The sequence below is a fragment of the Roseivivax halotolerans genome (assembly GCF_900115815.1).
In the GTDB taxonomy this organism is placed as follows: Bacteria; Pseudomonadota; Alphaproteobacteria; order Rhodobacterales; family Rhodobacteraceae; genus Roseivivax; species Roseivivax halotolerans.
The window spans coordinates 80,435-102,721 of the sequence record NZ_FOXV01000006.1; the positions used below are offsets into that span (position 1 = coordinate 80,435).

Annotated in this window: 21 protein-coding genes and 1 tRNA gene; 14 read left to right on the forward strand and 8 right to left on the reverse strand. The window is 64.7% G+C overall.

Features of this window, described 5'->3' with window-relative positions; all coding sequences use genetic code 11:
• Positions 1-24: 24 nt before the first annotated feature.
• The 5 genes from trxA to BM171_RS09995 form a co-directional block, all read right to left on the reverse strand.
• Positions 25-945 carry a thioredoxin gene (gene trxA / locus BM171_RS09975; protein WP_093011365.1) on the reverse strand — a complete coding sequence of 307 codons (921 nt, stop codon included), beginning with the start codon at positions 943-945 and terminating at the stop codon, positions 25-27.
• Between the two features lie 171 nt (positions 946-1,116).
• Complete coding sequence (locus BM171_RS09980; RefSeq protein ID WP_093011368.1) at positions 1,117-1,905, reverse strand: exodeoxyribonuclease III; 789 nt, start codon at positions 1,903-1,905, stop codon at positions 1,117-1,119.
• A 17-nt stretch (positions 1,906-1,922) separates the two neighbouring features.
• Positions 1,923-2,948 carry a succinylglutamate desuccinylase/aspartoacylase family protein gene (locus BM171_RS09985; protein ID WP_093011371.1) on the reverse strand — a complete coding sequence of 342 codons (1,026 nt, stop codon included), beginning with the start codon at positions 2,946-2,948 and terminating at the stop codon, positions 1,923-1,925.
• A gap of 60 nt (positions 2,949-3,008) precedes the next feature.
• A complete protein-coding gene (locus tag BM171_RS09990) occupies positions 3,009-4,283 on the reverse strand; it encodes a multidrug effflux MFS transporter (protein ID WP_093011374.1) in 1,275 nt (424 codons plus the stop codon).
• A gap of 139 nt (positions 4,284-4,422) precedes the next feature.
• Complete coding sequence (locus BM171_RS09995) at positions 4,423-5,076, reverse strand: peroxiredoxin (RefSeq protein WP_093011377.1); 654 nt, start codon at positions 5,074-5,076, stop codon at positions 4,423-4,425.
• A gap of 142 nt (positions 5,077-5,218) precedes the next feature.
• Between BM171_RS09995 and BM171_RS10000 the strand changes: the two genes are divergently transcribed.
• Complete coding sequence (locus tag BM171_RS10000; protein ID WP_093011382.1) at positions 5,219-6,664, forward strand: aldehyde dehydrogenase family protein; 1,446 nt, start codon at positions 5,219-5,221, stop codon at positions 6,662-6,664.
• Positions 6,665-6,671: 7 nt separating this feature from the next.
• Here BM171_RS10000 and BM171_RS10005 read toward each other — a convergent pair whose 3' ends face one another.
• Both BM171_RS10005 and BM171_RS10010 read right to left on the reverse strand, forming a co-directional pair.
• Positions 6,672-7,346, reverse strand: coding sequence for a GntR family transcriptional regulator (locus BM171_RS10005; protein ID WP_093011385.1), 675 nt, complete (start codon positions 7,344-7,346; stop codon positions 6,672-6,674).
• Between the two features lie 33 nt (positions 7,347-7,379).
• The gene (locus BM171_RS10010; protein ID WP_093011388.1) at positions 7,380-8,072 is read right to left on the reverse strand and encodes a M48 family metallopeptidase; all 693 of its coding nucleotides are present in this window, start codon (positions 8,070-8,072) and stop codon (positions 7,380-7,382) included.
• A gap of 117 nt (positions 8,073-8,189) precedes the next feature.
• Between BM171_RS10010 and BM171_RS10015 the strand changes: the two genes are divergently transcribed.
• The 8 genes from BM171_RS10015 to BM171_RS10045 all read left to right on the forward strand — a co-directional run bounded on the left by BM171_RS10015 (position 8,190) and on the right by BM171_RS10045 (position 15,640).
• On the forward strand, positions 8,190-8,510 hold the full coding sequence (locus BM171_RS10015; RefSeq protein ID WP_093011391.1) for a TIGR02300 family protein: 321 nt from the start codon (positions 8,190-8,192) through the stop codon (positions 8,508-8,510).
• A gap of 101 nt (positions 8,511-8,611) precedes the next feature.
• Positions 8,612-8,687: transfer RNA gene (locus BM171_RS10020), tRNA-Ala, on the forward strand.
• A 171-nt stretch (positions 8,688-8,858) separates the two neighbouring features.
• Positions 8,859-10,484 (forward strand): magnesium-protoporphyrin IX monomethyl ester anaerobic oxidative cyclase, encoded by a 1,626-nt coding sequence (bchE, locus tag BM171_RS10025; protein ID WP_093011394.1) that lies wholly within the window; start codon positions 8,859-8,861, stop codon positions 10,482-10,484.
• Between the two features lie 2 nt (positions 10,485-10,486).
• Entirely contained in the window at positions 10,487-11,209 is a 723-nt protein-coding gene (bchJ, locus tag BM171_RS10030; protein WP_093011397.1) for a bacteriochlorophyll 4-vinyl reductase, read from the forward strand.
• Complete coding sequence (locus BM171_RS18700) at positions 11,199-11,420, forward strand: hypothetical protein (RefSeq protein WP_139218692.1); 222 nt, start codon at positions 11,199-11,201, stop codon at positions 11,418-11,420. The genes bchJ and BM171_RS18700 overlap by 11 nt, the downstream gene beginning before the upstream one ends.
• Before the next feature lie 158 nt (positions 11,421-11,578).
• A complete protein-coding gene (locus BM171_RS10035; protein WP_093011400.1) occupies positions 11,579-12,466 on the forward strand; it encodes an MBL fold metallo-hydrolase in 888 nt (295 codons plus the stop codon).
• A 106-nt stretch (positions 12,467-12,572) separates the two neighbouring features.
• Entirely contained in the window at positions 12,573-13,016 is a 444-nt protein-coding gene (locus BM171_RS10040; RefSeq protein WP_093011403.1) for a pyridoxamine 5'-phosphate oxidase family protein, read from the forward strand.
• 164 nt (positions 13,017-13,180) lie between these two features.
• Entirely contained in the window at positions 13,181-15,640 is a 2,460-nt protein-coding gene (locus BM171_RS10045) for a mechanosensitive ion channel domain-containing protein (RefSeq protein WP_093011406.1), read from the forward strand.
• Between the two features lie 66 nt (positions 15,641-15,706).
• Here the strand turns inward: BM171_RS10045 and BM171_RS10050 are convergent, their stop codons facing one another.
• Complete coding sequence (locus tag BM171_RS10050; protein WP_093011409.1) at positions 15,707-16,459, reverse strand: dienelactone hydrolase family protein; 753 nt, start codon at positions 16,457-16,459, stop codon at positions 15,707-15,709.
• A 111-nt stretch (positions 16,460-16,570) separates the two neighbouring features.
• Here BM171_RS10050 and BM171_RS10055 point away from each other — a divergent pair, with 111 nt between their 5' ends.
• The 5 genes from BM171_RS10055 (at position 16,571) to pnp (ending at position 22,087) form a co-directional block, all read left to right on the forward strand.
• Positions 16,571-17,077 carry a DUF1643 domain-containing protein gene (locus BM171_RS10055; RefSeq protein ID WP_093011413.1) on the forward strand — a complete coding sequence of 169 codons (507 nt, stop codon included), beginning with the start codon at positions 16,571-16,573 and terminating at the stop codon, positions 17,075-17,077.
• A gap of 80 nt (positions 17,078-17,157) precedes the next feature.
• Positions 17,158-18,150: a calcium-binding protein gene (locus tag BM171_RS10060; protein ID WP_093011415.1), complete on the forward strand. Its 993-nt coding sequence runs from the start codon at positions 17,158-17,160 to the stop codon at positions 18,148-18,150.
• Between the two features lie 150 nt (positions 18,151-18,300).
• Complete coding sequence (rpsO, locus tag BM171_RS10065) at positions 18,301-18,570, forward strand: 30S ribosomal protein S15 (RefSeq protein ID WP_093011418.1); 270 nt, start codon at positions 18,301-18,303, stop codon at positions 18,568-18,570.
• 88 nt (positions 18,571-18,658) lie between these two features.
• On the forward strand, positions 18,659-19,762 hold the full coding sequence (locus tag BM171_RS10070) for a THUMP domain-containing class I SAM-dependent RNA methyltransferase (protein ID WP_093011421.1): 1,104 nt from the start codon (positions 18,659-18,661) through the stop codon (positions 19,760-19,762).
• 192 nt (positions 19,763-19,954) lie between these two features.
• Entirely contained in the window at positions 19,955-22,087 is a 2,133-nt protein-coding gene (gene pnp / locus BM171_RS10075; RefSeq protein ID WP_093011793.1) for a polyribonucleotide nucleotidyltransferase, read from the forward strand.
• The last annotated feature ends 200 nt before the right edge of the window (positions 22,088-22,287 follow it).

Consider the following 22,287-nt stretch of genomic DNA (forward strand, 5'->3'; position numbering starts at 1 on the left):
GGTTCAGCTAGCGTCGCCGGAGCCTCAGGCAAATATCATCGACGAGAGTTTTCGCCGACCGTTCAAAACGATCGGATCGTTGGGCTTGAGGGCGTCGAAAATAGTGAAGAGCTGCTGCTTCGCGGCGCCGTCGTTCCACTCGCGATCACGGCGGAACAGCTCCAGGAGCTGGTTGACGGCGTCTTCCGTCCGACCGCCTGCATAGAGCGCCTGCGCGAGGTCGAAGCGGGCCTGGTGGTTGTCCGGCTCGGCATCGACCTTTTCTTGCAGCTCGGCGATCGGTCCGGCCTGCTCGGCCTGGCGGGCAAGCTCGATCTGGGCGCGCGCGGCCTCGAGCTCGGCATGGTCCGCGATCTCGGCGGGAGCTCCGTTCAGGATCGCCTCTGCCTGCTCTACATCGCCTGCCGCGATAGCGACCCGTGCGAAGCCGCCATAGGCTTTCGCATTGGTTGAATCCTCGGCCATGACAGCCTGGAAGATCTGCGCGGCATCTTCAAGTTGGCCGGCCTCCAGCATCTCTTCAGCGGCTGCCAGCGCATCGTCGAGCCCGCCCGACGTATCGCCACCGCCCATCTTGGCGATCTGCTCCACGAATTGCTTGAGCTGGCTTTCGGGGACCGCGCCCTGGAAGCCATCGACCGGCTGGCCCTTGTGGAAGGCATAGACCGTGGGGATCGACTGGATGCGAAGCTGCCCGGCAATGGCTTGCGCCTCGTCCACATTGACCTTCGCCATTTTCACAGCGCCGCGCTGGGCGCGCACCGCCGCTTCAAGCTGGGGCCCGAGCGTCTTGCAGGGGCCGCACCAGGGTGCCCAGAAATCGACGATGACCGGCACGTCCTGAGACGCTTCGATCACTTCTTTCATGAAGTCCTGTTCGGCGACGTCCTTGATGACGTCATCCGTTGCGGCGGCATTCTGCGTCGAAGTTCCGAGCTCGATCATCGGGCGGATCCCTCTTGTCTGTCGGGGTGGGTCAGTTGCCTGCTAGATGGCGCTCGCAGCTTCGTGATGCAAGGGGCGCCGGGCAAGCTTTGCGGCATGCGTCATTGGGCCCCTGCGGAGCGGCAGCAGGCCGTGCTCAAGAAGAACGGTCCCAGGACGCACCGGGTGATCCTAGAGATCGAAGGTGGCGAAGACGGGCGCATGGTCCGAAGGTTGCGTCCATCCGCGCACCTCGCGCAGGATCCGGCTGCCATGCGCTGCGCCCGCGATGTCCGGGGTCGCCCAGACGTGATCGAGGCGGCGGCCCTTGTCGGCGGCGTCCCAGTCGGGCGAGCGGTAGGACCACCAGGAATAGAGCTGGCCTTCGGGGATGTCCTTGCGCGTCACGTCGACCCAGCCGCCGGCCTCCTGCGCGGCACCCAGGTGTTCGACCTCTATCGGCGTGTGCGAGACCACTTTCAGAAGCTGCTTGTGCGACCAGACATCGTCCTCGCGCGGCGCGATATTGAGGTCGCCGACGAGGATCGCCCGCTCGGGGCGCTCCGCGTGAAACCAGTCGCGCATCTCCGTGAGATAGTCGAGTTTCTGGCCGAACTTCTCATTGACCTCGCGGTCGGGCTTGTCGCCACCCGCGGGCACGTAGAAATTGTGGATCGTCGCGCCGTTCTCGAGCCGCCCGGCGATGTGACGGGCATGGCCGAGCGAGGCGAAATCCTTGTCGCCCACATCTTCGATCGGCATCTTCGACAGGATCGCGACGCCGTTATAACCCTTCTGGCCCCGCGCGATCATGTGCGTGTAGCCGAGCGCGCGGAAACGCTCCATCGGGATCTTTTCGACCGGGCTCTTGCATTCCTGCAGGCAGAGAATGTCGGGCGCTTCCGTCTCCAGAAGGTCTGCGACGAGCCCCTCTCGCAAGCGAACGGAGTTGATGTTCCATGTGGCCAGGGTGAAGGGCATCGGCGGCTCCTCGGAGTTCAGATGATTTCGTCTTCGTCGTAGAGTTGCGGCAATTCGAGATGATCCGACATCGCGTCAGGGCCCATCGGCCGCGCGGGCACGGCGATGTGGAAGCAGGCGTCGCCCTCGTTCACGACCGGCAGGTTCGTGCGTCCGATCACCACGCCGGCGGCGGGGGCCGCGATCTCGTCGTCGACATGCCCGAACGGGTCCGAGACGATCCCGAGCGTCTCGCCCTCGGAGACGTAGTCGCCCGCCGCCTTGAGCGTCCTCAGCAGCCCGCCCGAGGGGGTTCGCACCCAGGTCGAGGTCTCGCAGAACACCGAAGGTCCGCGCGCTTTCGGCACGCCGCGTCCGGCGATCATGCCGAGATGGTGGAGAACGCGCAGAATGCCCGCGACGCCCGCCCGCGCCGCAGTCTCATCGAAGCGCAGGCCCTCGCCCGCCTCGTAGAGCAACACGTCCACCCCGGCGTCATCGGCAGCCTCGCGCAGGGATCCGTCGCGCACTCGCGAGGTCAGCGTCACCGGCGCACCGAAAGCGCGGCCAAGTTCGGCGAGGCGCGGATCGTTTGGCGTCAACCGGATCTGGGGCAGGTTCGTTCGTCCGACCGCGGCCGAATGCAGGTCGATCCCCACATCGCAGCGCGTGACGATCTCGGTCATGAAGATATTGGCAAGGCGCGCGGCGAGCGATCCATCTCCGTGGCCCGGAAAGCAGCGGTTGAGATCGCGTCGGTCGGGCAGGTAGCGGGACTGGTTCAGAAAGCCGAACGTGTTCACCACCGGCACCGCGATCAGCGTGCCCGCGAGACGCGTCAGGGGCTGTGCGCGCAGAAGACGTCGGACGATCTCTACCCCGATCACCTCGTCCCCGTGGATCGCCGCAGAGACGAAGACCGTGGGGCCGGGCTTGCGGCCGTGCAGCACCTCTGCGGACAGCGTGACCGGCGTGTGATCCGACAGGACGGAGACCGGCAGGTCGACCGAGGCGCGGTGGCCGGGCGCGATGGAGATGTCGCCGATCTCGAACGGGTCTTGCATGGGTCCGGCTCCTGCTGGCTTGCGCCCGGATACGATGCAAGGGACGGGCAGGCAACCGGATCAGGCGCGGCGGCGCTGGTAGAGCCCCCATCCCTCGGCGTAGGCCGCAAGCGTCAGCGAAATGACCCCGAGGATGGCAAAGCCGCCGAACATCGGAAGGATGGTGCCATTGTAGAGCAGCCCCAGCGCCGATCCGATGATGCCGCCGCCCAGCGTCTGCACGGTGCCGAGAACCGCCGAGGCGGTGCCTGCGACATGGCCCAGCTCTTCCATCGCGAGAGAATTGAAGTTCGCCGGGATGAAGCCGAAGAAACAGAATTGCGGGATCAGGAGCACGAGGAACAGCCAGAACGGCGTCGCCCCGCCCATCGAGGCCGCGAGCGCGAAGTGGATCGCGCCGAGGATCGCGAACCCCGTCAATGCCGAGTGGCTGAGCCGCCGCGTGCCGAAAATCCTGACGAGTCGCGAATTGGCGAAGCTGGACGCCGCCATGAAACAGGCCACCAGCGCAAAATAGAGCGTGAACTCCGCGCCGATCCCGAAGACTTCGACGTAGATCTGCTCGGCCTGAGCGATAAAGGAGAAGAGAACGCCGAAGAACGCCCCTGTCGCCAGAGTGTAGCCGAACGCGCGACGGTTGGTGAAGATGATGCGGAACGCCTCCCAGACGCGCGCACCGCTTAGCTCGCGCCGATCCTCTTCGCGCAAGGTTTCCGGCAGGCGGAACCACGTCCAAAAGAACGCCGCTGCCCCAAAAAGAAACATCACCGCCGCCAGAACGCGCCAATCTCCGAAGAGCAGGACCGCCGAGCCGATATTGGGCGCAAGCACCGGCATGACCATGAAGACCATCATCACCAGCGACATGACCGAGGCCATCGCCTCGCCCTTGAAGCGGTCGCGCACCACCGAAAGTGCCACCACCCGCGTCGAGGCCGCGCCGATCCCTTGCAAAAGACGCAGCGCAAGAAGCGTGCCGAATGTCGGCGCGAAGACTGCCGCGATGGCCGCGGCGCAATAGAGCCCGAGCCCGAAGAACAGGACCGGTCGCCGCCCGAAGCGGTCCGAAAGCGGCCCGTAGATCACCTGCGCGCCGCCGAAGCCGATGACGTAAGCTCCGATCACGAGCTGCCGCGTATTGTCGTCGGCCACGCCGAGCGCTGCACCGATTTCCGACAGGCCCGGAATGTAGACGTCGATGGCCGCCGCGTTGAGCGCCATGAGGAATGCGATCATGCCGACGAATTCCCAGTAGGGGATGCGCTCTGCGGCGCTTGTCGGCTCACGGTCGTGCGGAGCCTGGGAGGGCGCTGGGGATGCGACGGGATGTGTCATGACGAGGGACCAATACGGCAAACGAATGAAAAAGGCCGGTGCGGAACACCGGCCCTCTGTCAATGTATAACTGAACCGAGCGGTTCAACCCAAGGAAAGTGCGGGATTGCACAAACTCATATGCGCGTCCGCACGGGCCTCAGCCCGGAAGCTTTGTCATCCGCAGGTAGGGAAGAACCGTCTGGTATTGGCCGAACTTCTCGCGTGCGTCCTCTTCGCTGACCGTCGCGGGGATCACGACATCGTCGCCGACGTTCCAGTTGGCGGGCGTCGCGACGGTGTGGGTCGTCGCGGTTTGCAGCCCGTCGAGCGCGCGCAGCACCTCGGCGAAGTTGCGGCCGACGTTCATCGGATAGGTCATCGAAAGCTTCAGCGTCTTGTCCGGTCCGATGATGAAGACCGCGCGCACGGTCGCGGTGTCGTTGGGCGTGCGGCCGTCTGGCAGATACGCCTCGGCGGGCAACATCCCGAACGCCTTGGAGACAGCGAGATCGCTATCGGCGATGATCGGGAATTCGGGATCCGCGCCGCCTGCGGTCTTGATGTCCTTCTTCCAGCCCTTGTGCTCCTCGACGCCGTCCACGGACACGCCGATCACCTTGACGCCGCGCTTGTCCCACTCGTCCTTGAGCTGCGCGACCGCACCGAATTCGGTGGTGCAGACCGGCGTGAAGTCCTTCGGGTGCGAGAACACGATAGCCCAGCTGTCACCGATCCACTCGTGCAGGCTGAACGTGCCGAGATCGGTCTCGACGGTAAGGTCGGGGATCGTTTCGTTGATACGCAAGGACATGGCATCCTCCTGTCTGTTAACTTCGTGGCTCTACTTAAGACGCGATGCGGACCATTGCATCCCCCGATTGCGGGCGGCATGCTCAGCGGCAATATGATCAAATTTCGCGCGACCTGTTCGCGCGCCATTGCGGGAGAGAGCGATGATCGAGAAGCGGCAGTTCTATATCGGTGGTGCATGGGTGGACCCCAAGGAGGGCACGGATCACGCGGTCATCGACCCGTCGACCGAAGAGGCCTTCGCGACGATCTCGCTTGGTGGTCAGGCCGATACCGACGCGGCCGTCGCGGCGGCGAAAGACGCGCTGCCTGGCTGGATGGCGACGCCGCCCGAAGAGCGGATCGCGGCGGTGGAGCGGCTGCGCGACGCTTACAAGGCCCGCGCCGAGGACCTCGCCCATGCGATGAGCCAGGAAATGGGCGCGCCGATCGACCTTGCACGCAAGAACCAGTTCCTCGCCGGGGCCTTCCACCTCAAGAATTTCATCGAGGCGGCGAAGGCCTTCTCCTGGGAAGCCCCGCTCGGCGATCACGCGCCGAACGACCGGATCATTCACGAAGCCGTCGGGGTCTGCGCGCTCATCACGCCGTGGAACTGGCCGATGAACCAGATCACGCTCAAGGTGGGTGCGGCGGCGGTCGCGGGCTGCACGATGATTCTGAAACCCTCCGAGGAGAGCCCGCTTTCGGGTATCGTCTTCGCCGAGATCATGGATGCGGCGGGCTTTCCGCCGGGCGTCTTCAACCTCGTGAATGGAGATGGCGCGGGCGTCGGCTCGCAGCTATCGGCGCATGAGGATGTGGACATGGTCAGCTTCACCGGCTCCACGCGGGCGGGCAAACTTATCTCCAAGGCTGCGGCCGATACGCTGAAGCGGGTGCATCTCGAGCTTGGCGGGAAAGGCGCGAACCTGATCTTCGCCGGTGCCGACGAGAAGGCCGTCAAGCGCGGCGTCCTGCACATGATGCAGAACACCGGGCAGAGCTGCAATGCACCGTCGCGGATGATCGTCGAGGCATCGGTCTACGACCGCGTCGTCGAAGAGGCCGCCGAGATCGCGAGCAAGGTCGAGGTCGGCCCCGCGGCGGAAGAGGGAGGGCATATCGGTCCCGTCGTGAACCGCACACAATGGGACAAGGTGCAGGGCCTTATCCAGACGGGTATCGACGAAGGAGCGCGACTTGTCGCGGGCGGTCCGGGTCTGCCCGACGGCATGAACAAGGGCTTCTTCGTCAGGCCCACCGTCTTCGCGGATGTCACGCCCGACATGACCATCGCCCGCGAAGAGATCTTCGGGCCGGTTCTGTCGATCATGCGCGTCGAGACCGAAGAAGAGGCGATCCGGCTCGCCAACGACACGCCGTACGGCTTGACGAACTACGCCCAGACGCAAGACGGCGCGCGGCGCAATCGGCTGGCGCGGGCGCTGCGCTCGGGTATGGTGGAGATGAACGGACAGGATCGCGCGGCTGGCGCGCCCTTCGGCGGCATGAAGCAGTCGGGCAACGGCCGCGAAGGCGGTGCCTGGGGCATCCACGATTTCGTCGAGGTGAAAGCGGTGTCCGGCTGGGATCCAGAGGCGGCCTGATCGCCGCTCAGCCGATCAGCATCTTGAGGCCCTGCGTCACGTCGGAGCGGACGGCGAGGCGCAGGGACGGCTCGTCGCCCGCCTTCAGTGCCGCGATGATGAGCCGGTGATATTGCGGCGCCTCGGTGCGGCGCAGCCGCGCATAAAGCGCCCGCATCGTCGGTCCGAGCTGCAGCCAGACGGTCTCTGCCATCGCGAGCATCGCCGGAGCCTGCGCGCGCAGGTACAGCGTCCGGTGAAATTCGAGATTGGCGCGAATATACCCCACCGCATCTCGGTTCGAGACGACGTCGCTTATCCCGCCATTGATCGTCTGCAGCCGGTCGATGAGCGCGATATGCGCGCGGGGCAGGGCGCGCGAGGCAAGTTCCACCTCGATCAGCGCGCGCAGAGCGGCCAACTCCTCGATTCTCTCTGAGGACAGCTCCGGCGTCGCGACACGGCCCGAGCCCGACATCGACAGCGCGCCTTCGGCCACAAGCCGGTTCACCGCTTCGCGGGCGGGCGTCATCGAGACGCCGAACTCCCGTCCGATCCCCCGCAAGGTCAGCGCCGCGCCGGGCGCGATCTGGCCGAACATGATCCGTGAGCGCAGCCCGCGATAGACGCGGTCATGGGCCGAAGGCGCGGCTTCGGCGACGCGAGGCGCGGTGACGGGGATGGATCGGGGCGGCGTGATCATGAGGCGGAATTTGTGATCACGTTCGCGCCTTGGTCAATCCTGAAAACGGTAGCGGTGCAACTCGCCGCCGTTCTCGCGCAGCCAGCGACGGGGTGCGCGCCAGTCGCCGTGGATTTGGGTCAGCGTATCCCAGTAGGCGCGGGAATGGTTCATGTGCGCCAGATGCGCGACCTCGTGCGCGGCGACGTAGTCGAGCACCTCCGGGGGCGCGAGGATCAGCCGCCACGAATAGGACAGCGCCCCTTGCGAGGAGCAAGACCCCCAGCGCGAGCGCGTGTCGCGCAGTGTGATCCGGGTATAGCCTTTGCCCAGGACCGCCGCGTAGCGGTCAGAGGCGGCCGCCAGCCGCTCTCGTGCGAGGGTCTTGAGATAGCCGAGACTGCGCGCGGCGATCCGCTCTTCGGGGCCGGGAACAAGCAGCGCGCCCGTCTCAAGGACGACGGAGCGCCCGCTGCCTGGGCGAATCTCGCGCGGCTCCCCGGCGATCGGCACCATCGCTCCGAGGCCGATCCGCACCGGCTCGCCCCGGTTCTCGAGGTGCCCGCGCAGCCAGGATTCCTTCTCGCGCAGGAACGCCATGCCCTCGCGCTCCGGGACGCGTGGGGGCAGGGTCAGCGTGACGCGCCCATCGACGCCCGACAGCCGCAACGAGATCCGCCGCGCCCGTGAGGAGCGTCGCAACGTGACGGCAATCGGCGGGTTGCCGGAGAGTTCGATCACACCCATATCGGCTCCGTTCACGGGGGATGCGTGCGGGGGCGTCAAAGCCTTTGACACCGCCCGGGCCTTATGGCAGGTGCCCCGAATTGTCCGCAAGAGTGACCAGAGTGAAAGGGACTTCCCATGGCCAAGGAAGAATGGGGCGTCAAACGGCTTTGCCCGACCACCGGCAAGCGGTTCTACGACATGAACCGGGATCCCGTCGTCAGCCCCTACACGGGCGAAGTGGTCGAGATCGAGACCGGCAAGCGCAGCATGATCGCCGCCGATGCCGAGGACGGCGCGACCCGCAAGTCGAAGTCCAAGGAAAAAGAAGAGACCGAGAACACCGACGACGATGATGTCGACGTCGATCTCGGCGATGACGATGTTCTTGACGACGAGGATGACGATAACGTCTCGCTCGACGAGATCGCAGACGTCTCCGACGACGACGAGGACTGATCCTCGAAAACGGGCCGCGGCGGGTCGATTTTGGTCTTGAACCCGCCCCGGTCCCCCGATAATTGATCCGCCACGCGAGAGGGTCCGCCCTCCGGCGATCCGGGGCCTTAGCTCAGCTGGGAGAGCGCTTGCATGGCATGCAAGAGGTCAGGGGTTCGATCCCCCTAGGCTCCACCAATTTCCCTCAGACAATGTCAGCTGGCCGTGGGCTTGCCCATTTGCGCGGAATCCGGTCTTCGCCGAGTGCCGCTTGTCCGGCAATGACGCCCTCCGGCCGTCCTTGATGTAAATCAAGGCTGCGTCGCGCCCTGCGTGTCAACTTAGGTTGACATAAACGAGGGGCCAGCCATGCGGATTCTGTTCGTCCATCCCAATTACCGCTCCGGCGGCGCGGAGATCGCGGGCACCTGGCCGCCAGCCTGGGTGGCGTACCTGACCGGGCATCTGAGGCAGGCCGGGTTCGACGACATCCATTTCGTCGATGCGATGACGGACAACGTCTCAGACGAAGCGCTTGCCGAACGGATGGCCGAGTTGCGGCCGGACATCGTGGGCGTGACCGCAATCACGCCGTCGATCTACCGCGCCGAGGACGTTCTGAGGATCGCGCGGGACACGGTGCCCGACGCGGTGCGCGTTCTGGGCGGGGTCCATGCGACTTTCATGTTCCGGCAGGTTCTCTCCGAGGCGCCGTGGGTCGACGTGATCGTGCGCGGCGAGGGCGAGGAGGTCTGCACGGATCTCTTTCAGACCATCGCAGCGGGGCGCTGGCCGGAAGATCGTAGTCGGATCAAGGGGCTGGCCTATCACGACGGCAACGAGATCGTCGCGACACCTGCGGCGAGCACCGTGAAGGACCTCTCCAAGATCAAACCGGACTGGGCGATCCTCGACTGGGAGAAATACATCTACATTCCGCTCGGCACCCGCGTTGCGATCCCGAACCTCGCGCGCGGCTGCCCGTTCACCTGTTCCTTCTGTTCGCAATGGAAGTTCTGGCGCGATTACCGCGTGCGCGAGCCGAAAGACGTGGTCGATGAAATCGAGGACTTGGTGACGAACCACGGTGTCGGCTTCTTCATCCTCGCGGACGAGGAGCCGACCATCAATCGCAAGAAATTTGTCGCTTTCTGCGAGGAGCTTATCGCCCGCGGACTGCCGGACAAGGTCAAATGGGGCATCAATACCCGCGTCACCGACATCTACCGCGACCGTGAGCTTTTGACGTTCTACCGCAAGGCGGGGCTCGTGCATGTCTCGCTCGGCACCGAGGCGGCGGCCCAGATGAAGCTCGACCTGTTCAACAAGGAAACGAAAGTCGACGAGAACAAGACCGCGATCCGGCTTCTGCGCGAGGCCGATATTCTCGTCGAGGCGCAGTTTATCGTGGGGCTCGACAACGAGACGCCCGAGACGCTGGAAGAAACCTACCGAATGGCCTGGGACTGGCAGCCGGACCTCGCCAATTGGTCGATGTACACCCCCTGGCCGTTCACGCCGCTCTTCCAGGAGCTGCGTGACCAGGTCGAGGTGCATGATTTCAGCAAGTACAACTTCGTGACCCCGATCATGAAGCCCGCCGCGATGGAACGCGGGGAATTGCTCGACGGCGTGATGAAGAACTACCGGCGGTTCTACATGCGTAAAGCGCTGTTCCATTACCCCTGGCGCGGCACGGGCTTCCACCGCCGCTACCTGCTCGGATGCCTTTACGCCTTCATGAAAGCGGGTTTTGCGCGCACCTTCTACGATCTCGGCAAGGCAGGCTATTGGGGGCCGCAGACGAAGAACTCCGTGGATTTCCATTTCGACGAGACGCGGCAGATCGCCGACGCCCAGCTCGCCGATTGGGAAGCCGCGGCAGACCGCGCTGCACGGGCCGCCGAACGGCGCGATGCGCTTCGAGCACAGATGAAGGACCGCGCCGAACTGCGCGCCTGCGGTGGCGGCGATCTGCAGATGGAGGAGCGCTGATCATGCCGGTCGCCGGCACGCCTCTCGCGAGGATCGGGCCGAACGCGATCCTGCAATTGCTCGCGGTGCTCGAAGCGCGGGGCGGACCACGCCTGTGCGAGCGCGTGATGTCGCGCGCGGGGATTGCAAGCCTGCCCGATTGCAGCACCATGATCGACGAGTGCATCGCGGTCTCGCTGCATCATGCCGTGCGCGCAGAGCTTTCCGAAAGCGCCGAGGATATCCTGCGCGAGGCCGGAGAGCGCACCGCCGCCTATATCCTCGCGCACCGGATCCCGCCTCTCGCGCAGCGGATCCTGAAGATCCTGCCGCCACCGCTTTCGGCGCGCCTGCTCTCCGGCGCGATCACGCGGCACGCCTGGACGTTCGCAGGCTCGGCCGGGTTCCGGACGCTTGGCCCCTATGGCTTTGAGCTGACGCGAAACCCCTTCGCGCACGGTGCGGTTTCGGATCAGGCCCTGTGCGGCTGGCATGCCGCGGTCTTCGCCGGACTTTACAACGCGCTTGTGTCAGCCGCGTTCGACTGCACCGAAACATCCTGCATCGCGCAGGGAGACCCATCCTGCCGCTTCGAGCTGACACGAAAATATGATAAAGAGCAAAGGCAGAGCGACGGAGTCCGTCGGCGCCTCAGCGCGCCGTTCGGCAACCGGCAGACAGGCCCCACCGGAAGCACCCGGACCTCCGGGCTTCCCCGTGACATCGGAACCTACGATGGAACTTGAGAAATACGCCTTGAAGCCGAGAGATCCCGATGCATTGCAAGAGGGACGCATGGTCCCGCGCGTGCAGGAGTGCCTTTCGCGAATCGACCCGGAGCTCAGACCGTCCTCACCGCTGCGCCGGAGCAAAGCCTGCATGGACCCGGTCACCGTGCACGATATCGCGGTATCGGCACTTCTGATGATCGCGGCCCATCACAGCCGCAGGCACTGAGCAGGCCGGAGGAGGCGCCACGTCGCCTTTGTTGCTTCTGCGGCGTTTCATCCGCCTCGCAAGTCAGTCTAAGGTCGCTTCCGGAGCGCGGCGATACGCCCGGGAGGATCCGATATGACACGTCACGACCTGACCTTCGACGCCAAGCCGGACGGGTCATGAGCGGCGAGGCAGCGGTCACGCTTCTCGGCACGAAAGGCGGCCCTGCGATTCGTCCGGGCACGCGGATGCCGACCGCGACGCTGATGCAGATGGGCGGGCACACGATCCTCGTCGATGCGGGGCTTGGAGTGACGCGAGGGATCTGCGATGCGGGTATCGCGCTGACGGAGCTCGACGCAATCCTGATCACGCATCTGCATTCCGATCATTACCTCGAGCTTGGCCCGCTGTTGCACACGGCCTGGACGGCCGGGCTGAAGCGGCCCGTGCCGGTCTACGGGCCTGATGGGCTTGCCGCCTATTGGCAGGGTTTCCTGACGTCGATGGCCTTCGATATCGAGCTTCGGATCCGCGACGAGGGACGCCCGAACCTCGGGGCCCTTGCCGAGATCAAGCAGATTCCGGAGGCTGGCCTAACGGTAGGTCCGGTGGCCATCTCCAGCCTCCGCAACCTTCATCCGCCCATCGTGGAAAGTTACGCGCTCCGTTTCGAGTGCGGGGGGCAAAGCGCCGTTCTTTCCGGTGACACCGCGCCGATGCACGACATGGTATCCTTCGCCAGTGGGGCGGAGTTGCTCGTGCACGAGGCGATGCTCACCGCCGGGATCGATGCACTGTGCAAGCGGGTCGGCAATGGCGACGACAGGCTGCGCCGGCATCTCGAACGATCTCACACCCCCGCGGCCGAGGCGGGACGGATCGCGCATGAGGCCGGCGTGGGTGCGCTCGCGCTCAATCATCTTGTGCCCTGTGACGATCCGGCTTTCACGGAGGAAGACTGGCAGCGCGAGGTGCGCCGCGGCTGGGATGGGCCGATTTACATCGGACAGGACGGAATGCGTATCGCGCTCGCGCCTCTGGCCGCGCGGGTCGGCGATGCCTGACGACATTTGCGAACCTGCCGGGTCATGGAGGTCAACGTCACCTTGGTGCTGGCGCATCAACCTCGAAGACCGCGAAACGCGCAGACGGACATCAGGAGAATGAGCCGTGAGCTGGACGATCGAAGACACCTGCCGCCACTCCGTTCTTTGCTGGCTTGCGACCGTTGACGCGAAAGGCCGTCCCAGCGTCTCTCCGAAAGAGATGTGGCGTCTTGCCGGCGAGGAGTTCCAGATCGCGGATATCGCCTCGGCAGGCTCGGTCCGCGCGATCCGGGCCAATCCCGAAGTCTGCGTCAGCCTGATCGACATCTTCCGCCAGCGGGGACACAAGCTCTGTGGCGCTGCCGAGATCATCGGATGCGAGGATGAGGGCTTCGACGCGCTGCATGGCCCGCTTGCCGATATGGCCGGTCCGCATTTCCCGATCCGGCACGTCATCCGCATCAAGATCGAGCGCAGCGCCGAGATCCTCGCGCCGAGCTACCGGATCTTCCCGGACCGAACCGAGGGGGAGCATATCGGCGCGACGAAGGCGCGTTACGGGGTCTGAAGTTGCCTCCGCCAGGCCCGAACGGGCGGCTTTCAACCGCTATGGGAACGGCTTCGGCAATCCGGTTGTTTATCGCATAACCATGTGCGAGTCCGATGCTCAAGCGCCTCTTGACACGTCAATGCGGGTGTTAGGTATGTCCGGATCACACAGAAGGATCACCCATGTTCCGAGTTTTGTTCGAGCGGATTTGCGGCATTCGCGCGCTCGCCCTTGTTCTCGTCGCGGTTACAACTGCCGTTCTGGCGCTGTCATCCCCGCAAAGTGCCGCGGCACAAGGCGCCCTCGGAGCGGGAGGTGGCGGTGAAAGTGGCTCTTCCTCCGGGGAGGAGGCGCAAAACGAGACACCCTTTGCGCTGCAAGCCCTGCTCGAAGTTCTTCGGAACGAAGCGGCCCGTCAGACCCTGATCGACGAGTTGGAACAACTGACGCAAGGCGGCACCGGCACGTCCGAAGGGGACAGCTCGTCCAGTGAGACCGGCCCGTCGGAGCCGCAACTGGACCCGGCTCCGGGGGAGACGAATTCGCTCGGTGCTCGCGTCGCGGAGTTCACGCAGGAGGTGGCTCAGGGCACGGCGGGATGGGTACTCGGTGTCTTCAATGGCGTGACCAGCGGCGATACCGTCCTCTCCGGCCTCTCGGGAGACGAACTCGGCGTTCTCATCGAAGCCTTCCAGGCACTGATCCTCGTCATCGTCATTACCGTCGCGGTCTACCTATTGCTGCGCCGCCTCGCGATGCCGGTCTATACGCGGATGGGTCGACGCGCCGAGGACGCCAACGCCCTTCGCACGGTCTTCATCTTCCTTGAAACCTTGATCCTCGACGCGCTCATCGTCGTCGTGGCCTGGGGGCTCGGCTATGCGATTGCCCTCGGCGTTCTCGGGGATGCGGGGCAGATCGGCTTCCGGCAGGCGCTCTATCTCAACGCGTTCCTGCTGGTGGAGATGGTCAAGGTCTTCGCCCGCGCGATCATCTCGCCGTCGAGCTACGGCCTGCGCCTTGTGAACGTGTCGAACCGGGCGGCACTGAAGCTCAATCGGCACATAAATGTCGTGGTCAGCGTCCTCGGCTACGGCCAGCTGCTGATCGTACCCATCGTGAACCGCAACGTCTCCCTCGCGGGCGGCACGGCGATCTCGGCGATCCTGTCGATCTTCGTTCTGGTCTACCTCGTCGTCATCGTGATCCGGAACCGCGAGGCGGTCGCCAACTGGATCGCGCGGCGGCTCATGTCGCAGGACAGCGCGCCGGAACAAGACGACGCAGCCCCGGCACGCGAGCGTCTGGGCGGCATCCTCGGGACGCTGACCCGCACCTGGCATTGGTTCGTTCTCGCCTATCTTGCGATGATGGTGATCGTGGTGCTGTCGCAGCCGAACGACGTGGTCTTCGACTACATCACCCGCTCTGCGAAGGTGTTCGTGGCGATCCTGCTCGGCTCGGTGCTGGTCGGTGCCATCGGTGGCTGGCTTCGCAACGGGATCGAGCTGCCCGAGGACATCAACCAGCGCATTCCGCTTCTCGAGCAGCGTCTCAACAAGATCGTGCCGAAGATTCTGATCGCGCTTCGCGTCATCGTCGGGATCGCGGTCCTGCTCTATGCGATCAATGCCAGCGGCCTTCTGAATATTGGCAGCTGGTTCTCGAGCGATGTCGGCATCGACGCGTCGGGACGCCTCGTGTCGGTCCTTTTCATCCTCGCCGTCGCGGCGCTGATCTGGCTGGCGATGAACTCGTGGATCGACTTTCGGCTCAGCCCCGATATCGGCGCGGTGCCTACGTCGCGTGAAAAGACGCTTCTGACGCTTCTGCGGAATGCCGCGACGATCGCGCTCATCATCCTCACGCTGATGTTCGCGCTGTCCGAAATCGGCATCAATATCGGTCCGCTTCTCGCCTCTGCGGGTGTCCTTGGCCTCGCCATCGGTTTCGGCGCGCAGAAGATGGTGCAGGACATCATCACCGGTGTCTTCATCCAGTTCGAGAACGCGATGAACGTGGGGGATGTCGTGACCGTGGGCGGCACGACCGGTGTCGTGGAGAAGCTGACGGTGCGTTCGGTCTCCCTGCGCGATCTGCAGGGCACCTACCACATCATTCCTTTTTCCTCGGTCGACATGGTGTCCAACTTCATGCGCGATTTCTCCTACTTCGTGTGCGACATGGGGATCGCCTACCGCGAGGATATCGAAGAGGCGAAGCAGGCCATGTTCGACGGCTTCGAGGAGCTGCGGAGCGACCCCGACCAGAACGCGCTGATCCTCGGCGATCTCGAGTGGTTCGGCCTCAACTCCTTCGGCGACAGCGCCGTCGTGCTGCGCGCGCGGATCAAGACCGTGCCGGGCAGCCAATGGGGTGTCGGACGGGCCTACAACGCGATCCTGAAGCGCATCTTCGACGAGCGCGGTATCGAGATCCCGTTCCCGCACCAGACGATCTTCTTCGGCGAGGCCAAGGACGGCCGGACCCAGGCCTTGCGCCTGCGGAACGTCGAGGACGAGGCGATCGAGGGCGAGGCGAGCGAGCCCGATGCGCCGAAAGCACCGGAAGACGAGGGCAAGACGCCGACGCAGGATGCCCCGCCCGACGAGGAAGGTCCGGACGCCGATCCGGGCCGCTGAGACGCCTCACATGCAAAACGCCCCGGGCCACGGCCCGGGGCGTTCTTTTTTAAGCTGGATGACGCGTCAGAGCTGCGCGTTCAAAAAGCTCATGAAGCCGTCCCAGGACGCTTCGTCGGCGTCGAGATCGTAATCGTCCGAGCCCCAGACGGTGAAGCTGTGGCGCGCGCCGCCGAAGATTTGCGCGTCGTGCTCGACCCCGGCTTCCTGCATCTCGTTCAGAACCGCGGCCATCGCGTCCATTCCAGAGACCGGGTCCGCCGAGCCGTGGAAGAGCATGATCGGGCCGGTCACGCCGTCATAGCTTTGCCCCTCGGGCGTGCCGAGCCCCGCGTGGAACGCGGCGAACCCATCGAGATCTGCGCCCGCGCGCGCCGCTTCCAGAACCGCCGCACCGCCGAAGCAATAGCCCGAGATGACCATGTTCTCGGTTGCGCCGGGTATGTTCGACGCTTCCATGATCGATCCCATCAGGCGTTCTTGGAAAAGCTCCCGATCTTCATAGAGCGCGCCCGACAACGCCCGGTTCTCCTCGACGCTTTGCGGGTTCTCGTCGGCCCCGTAGACGTCGATCGCGAAGGCGGTGTAGCCCGCCGCGGCGAGCATCTCGGCCCGGCGCATCTCGTACTCGGTGAGCCCGTCCCAGTCGTGCACGATGAGAACCGTGCCCTTGGTGGTCTCAAGATCGGTGTTGCGGGCGACGTAGCCCTCGAACTCGGTATCTCCCACGGTGTAGGTATACGCCTCTCCGGTGATCTCGGCCGAGGCGATGCCTGCGACGAGCATCATCGGAAGTGCTGTCAGGGTTGTGCGGAACATGATGATCTCCCTCTTGGTTTTGATGACGCTAGGGAAGCTAGGGCGCATCTGCCGAAAGGAAGGGGGCACACGGCCTTGTGTGCCCCGAGCGGATGCGCTTGAACCGCGCCGATGATCCGCCGCACGCACCAGACCACCGAGAGCTTTTCCGAAGCGCTTTATTCCACCTGCGAGACCTATCGCTACGGGCTGGCGCGCACATGGTCCGAGGCTGCGCCAGTGCTCTTCGTGATGCTCAATCCCTCGACAGCGACGGAGATGGCGAACGACCCGACCATCCATCGCTGCGAGACACGGGCGCGCGCGATGAATGCAGGAGGCGTGCGGATCGCCAACCTCTTCGCATTCCGTGCAACGCGGCCGCAGGATCTCAAACGCGCGGCAGATCCGGTCGGGCCGGAGAATGACACGTTGCTGATGGAGTGGGCCGCGGGCTCGGCGATGACCATTGCGGCGTGGGGCGTGCATGGGGCCCATCTTGGGCGGGCTGCGGCGCTTCGGCCCAAGCTTGGCACGCTCTGGCACCTTGGTTTGACCAAGGCCGGGCACCCGCGCCACCCGCTCTACGTGCCTTATGCGCGCCGGCCGGAGCGCTGGTCTGTTGACACACCTGCTTAACCACGGCTGGCGAATAATTTTGCGCGCGCCCGGCGCGACAGGCATGATCACGGCGTTGTCTTGGTTCGAGGTGTGACGCGGTGCTCTTTCTGGCGGGGCTGATGGGAATGATGATCGTCGGCTCCGTCGCCGTTCTTTCTATTGCCCCCGGCGAAGAGGGACCGGACCCCGATGACATCGATGCGCCGACCTCGGCAGACGAGGCGCAGCCCACAGGTTCCGATCATGGCCTTCTGGAAGCTGCCGCGCAGCAGCTCGTCCTGACGGACGAGGGCGGCATCATGACCGCAGGTTCGCCCGATGCGGATGCGCTGACGGGCACCGATGTGACCGATCATATCTCGGGGGGCGATGGGTCCGATACGATCCTCGGCGGCGCCGGTGAAGATTCGCTCGCAGGCGAAGACGATGCTGACCGGATCGAGGCTGGTTCCGGGAATGACACGGCGCATGGCGGTGCCGGCGATGATCTTCTTTTCGGGGAGGAAGGGGACGATTCCCTCTTCGGTCATGACGGCAGCGATACGCTGTCTGGCGGTGACGGCGCGGATACCCTCGAAGGCGGGCTGGGCGACGACTGGCTGAGCGGTGACGAGGGGGCCGATGCGCTTCACGGGCGTGAGGGGAACGACACGCTCTCTGGCGGCCTCGGCAGCGACACGCTCTTTGGCGGCGATGGCGACGACCTCGTTTCGGGAACCTCCATGCGCGGGATCGACGATGGTTCGGATTTCGTGAATGGCGGTGCGGGGCAGGACGTTCTGGTGCTTGGCGATGGCGATACCGGGCATGGCGGCGACGGGGCGGATTCATTCCTGACCGGATACTGGATGCAGGCGGGCGGCTCGGAGATCGCGGATTTCGACAGCACCGCCGATCGCATGATCGTGGTCTACGACGAGGCTGACGGACCGCCAGACGATCTGACCTACACCGCCGACCCGGACGATGACGGCAGCGTCCTCCTCCGTGCCGAAGATCAGGTCCTTGCCCGTTTTGCAGCCGCTAGTGCACCGCCCCTCGGCGATATCATACTGATGTCCGCGTCAGAGGCGGAAAGTTTCGCGATCTGACCTTTGGCGGCCCCAGTAGATTCCCCCTTTTCAAGGCACGGCATGTAACCTATACGCCGCGGGTCTCGAACCAAGGTTCGGAACACCTCCATCGGCCCTGCTGGACGACATCCCGGCTTGCGCCTTCACTCGAATTCAAAGGAGACCCCGATGTCGATTACGCAAGAAGAGAAGCAGAAGATCATCAAGGAACACGCGACGGCCGAAGGCGATACCGGTTCGCCCGAGGTTCAGGTTGCGATCCTGACGACGCGCATCACCGCCCTGACCGAGCACTTCAAGACCCACGCGAAGGACAACCACTCGCGCCGCGGTCTGCTGAAGCTCGTCGCGCAGCGCCGCAAGCTGCTCGACTATCTCAAGGCGCGCGACGAAGAGCGTTACCGCACCCTGATCGGCAAGCTCGGCATCCGCCGCTGACCGATCCTCACAGATTTCGCGAAGGGCCGTCCTCAGGGGCGGCCCTTTTCGCATTGTGGCGCGGCGCTGCGGCGCGCTACTCCGAGGCATGAACGACAGCTTGGACATATTCCTCGTCACCGCACCGGGACTCGAGCATTTCCTGGGGGAGGAGGCGCGCGAGGCCGGTTTCAAGGTCACCGCCAACCTGGCCGGCGGTGTCTCCATCAAGGGGGGCTGGTCCGAAGTGCGGCGCGCGAACCTCACCTTGCGCGGCGCGACGCGCGTGCTTGTCCGCCTCGCGCGGTTTCCGGTCGCCAACACCGCCGAGCTCGACAATCGCCTGCGGCACTTGCCCTGGTCCGACTGGTTGCGGCGCGACGTGCCGGTGCGGGCCGACGTGTCCTGCCGGGCCTCGAAAATCTACCATGAAGGCGATGCGAAAAACCGGATCGAGCGGGCGATCGCAATGGCGACGGGGGCCGAGACCGGCGCGGGCGCGCTGGTCGCGATCAAGGCCCGGATCGAGGAGAACGTCTGCACGCTCTCCGTCGACACATCGGGCACGTCGCTGCACAAGCGGGGCACCAAGGAAGAGGTGAACAAGGCGCCTATGCGCGAGACGCTGGCGAGCCTCTTCCTGAGGGCCGCAGGGTTCGATGGGTCGGAGCCTGTCTGCGATCCGATGTGCGGTTCGGGCACGTTCATCCTCGAAGCGGCGGAGCGAGCGGCGGGCCTCCTGCCCGGGCGCGGGCGCGACTTTGCCTACGAGTATCTCGCCACGTTCGATCCCGCAGACCGCGAAGACGTCCCGCAGGGGTGGAAGAGCCCGCCGCCTCACCGCTTCCAAGGCTCGGATCGCGACGCGGGCGCGATCGCCATGTCCCGCGCGAATGCCGAGCGTGCAGGTATAGCCGATCTGTGCACTTTCGAGACGCTGCCGATCTCGGAGGCCAGCCCGCCAGATGGCCCGCCGGGCCTCGTGATCGTCAACCCGCCCTACGGCCACAGGATCGGCGCGAAGTCCCCGCTCTTCCCGCTCTATGCCGCGTTCGGCACGCGCATGAAGGCGGCCTTCCCCGGATGGCGCATCGGGCTCGTGAACTCGGAGGCGGGTCTCGCGAAGGCGACGGGTCTGCCCTTTGGCAAGCCGGGCCCGCATGTCGATCATGGCGGCACCAAGGTGCGCCTCTGGCAGACCAAGCCGCTCTGATGCCCGTGCCAGCATGACGCCGGGGCTTTCTCTTTCCAAACGTCTCGAAAACCGTTAGGGGCGTGGCTATCTGAGACGTGATGCCCTGAGCCCCCGGGCCATGCGACAGGATAGGGGGCGGCGGCAATGGGGCCGCCAATCAAACGGGAGACCCGGGATACGCCCGGGAGTGCTCCTCGATAGGATACGATGATGTTCAAAACGACGACGAAAAGCATGCAGTGGGGCGAGGATACGCTCACGCTGGAAACGGGTAAGGTTGCCCGTCAGGCTGACGGATCGGTGATCGCCACTCTGGGCGAGACCTCCGTGATGGCCAACGTGACCTTTGCCAAGCAGGCGAAGGAAGGGCAGGACTTCTTCCCGCTCACGGTTCACTACCAGGAAAAATACTACGCGGCCGGCAAGGTGCCCGGCGGCTTCTTCAAGCGCGAGGCGCGTCCGACCGAGAAGGAAACGCTGACCGCGCGCCTGATCGACCGTCCGATCCGCCCGCTCTTCGTGCCGGGCTTCAAGAACGAAGTGCTCGTGATGTGCACCGTGCTCAGCCACGACCTCGTCAACGATCCCGATATCGTGGCGATGATCGCGGCCTCCGCGGCGCTGACCATTTCGGGCGCGCCCTTCATGGGGCCGATCGCGGGCTGCCGCGTGGGCTACGAGGATGGCGAATACATCCTCAACCCCGATGTCGAGGACATGCAGAATCTGCGGGCCAACCCCGACCAGCGTCTCGACCTTGTTGTCGCAGGCACCAAGGACGCGGTGATGATGGTCGAATCGGAAGCCTACGAGCTGACCGAGGAAGAGATGCTGGGCGCAGTGACCTTCGCGCACGAGCAGATCCAGCCCGTCGTGGACCTGATCGTCTCGCTCGCCGAAGATGCTGCGAAAGAGCCGTTCGACTTCACCCCGCCGGATTATTCCGCGCTCTACGAGAAGGTGAAGGGTCTGGGCGAGACCCAGATGCGCGACGCCTATGCCATCACCGAAAAGCAGGAGCGCCAGGCTGCCGTCTCCGCCGCGAAAGAGGCGATCAAGGCGCAACTCTCCGAGGAAGACCTCGAGGACGCTAATCTCGGCTCCGCGCTCAAGAAGCTGGAATCGACCGTTCTGCGCGCCGATGTCGTGAAGAACTCGCGCCGCATCGACGGCCGGGCGCTCGACCAGGTGCGCCAGATCGAGAGCGAGACCTCCGTTCTGCCCCGGACCCATGGCTCGGCGCTCTTCACGCGCGGTGAAACGCAGGCGCTGGTCGTGACCACGCTCGGCACCGGTGACGACGAGCAGATCATCGACGCGCTCCACGGGAATTTCCGCTCGAATTTCCTTCTGCACTACAACTTCCCGCCCTACTCGGTCGGCGAAGCGGGCCGCGTTGGTCCTCCGGGACGCCGTGAGGTCGGTCACGGCAAGCTCGCCTGGCGCGCGCTTCAGGCGGTCCTGCCGGCACCGACGGACTTCCCCTACACGATCCGCGTTGTCTCCGAGATCACCGAGTCGAACGGCTCGTCCTCGATGGCATCCGTCTGCGGCGGCTCGCTGTCGATGATGGATGCGGGCGTTCCGCTGAAGTCCGCGGTCGCCGGTGTCGCGATGGGCCTCGTTCTGGAAGATGACGGTGAGTTCGCTGTCCTGACCGACATTCTTGGCGACGAGGATCATCTCGGCGATATGGACTTCAAGGTCGCGGGCACCGAAACCGGCATCACCTCGCTTCAGATGGACATCAAGGTCCAGGGCATCACGCCCGAGATCATGAAGCAGGCCCTGGCGCAGGCCAAGGAAGGCCGGATGCACATCCTCGGCGAGATGAACAAGGCACTTTCCGAGGCGGGCAGCTTCTCCGATTACGCACCGCGTATCGAGACGATGCAGATCCCGACCGACAAGATCCGCGAAGTGATCGGCTCGGGTGGCAAGGTCATCCGCGAGATCGTGGAAACCTCGGGTGCCAAGGTCGACATCAACGACGAAGGCATCATCAAGATCGCATCGCCCAACGGGGAGGCCATCCAGAAGGCATACGACATGATCTACTCGATCGTGGCTGAGCCGGAAGAGGGCCAGGTCTACAAAGGCAAGGTCGTGAAGATCGTCGATTTCGGCGCCTTCGTGAACTTCTTCGGCAAGCGGGACGGCCTCGTGCATGTCTCCCAGATCGAGAACCGCCGCCTGAACCATCCGTCGGATGTGCTGAAGGAAGGCCAAGAGGTCTGGGTCAAGCTTCTGGGCTTCGACGATCGCGGCAAGGTACGCCTGTCGATGAAGGTCGTGGATCAGGAGACCGGCGAGGAAGCCAAGAGCGAGGAAGACGCGGAGTAATCCGCATCCTCTCTACGAATGCGAAAAGCCCCGGCAGCGCCCGGGGCTTTTTCTTTTGCGACGCTCTAGGCCGCGCGCGATTCCGAGACTGGTTCCGAAACTTGGTCGGACGAAAAAAGGCCCGGGCGCGAAGCCCGGGCCAGTCCAACAGGGAGGTGCATGTGAGGTCCCGCACATGCAACGGGCTGAAGATGCAACAA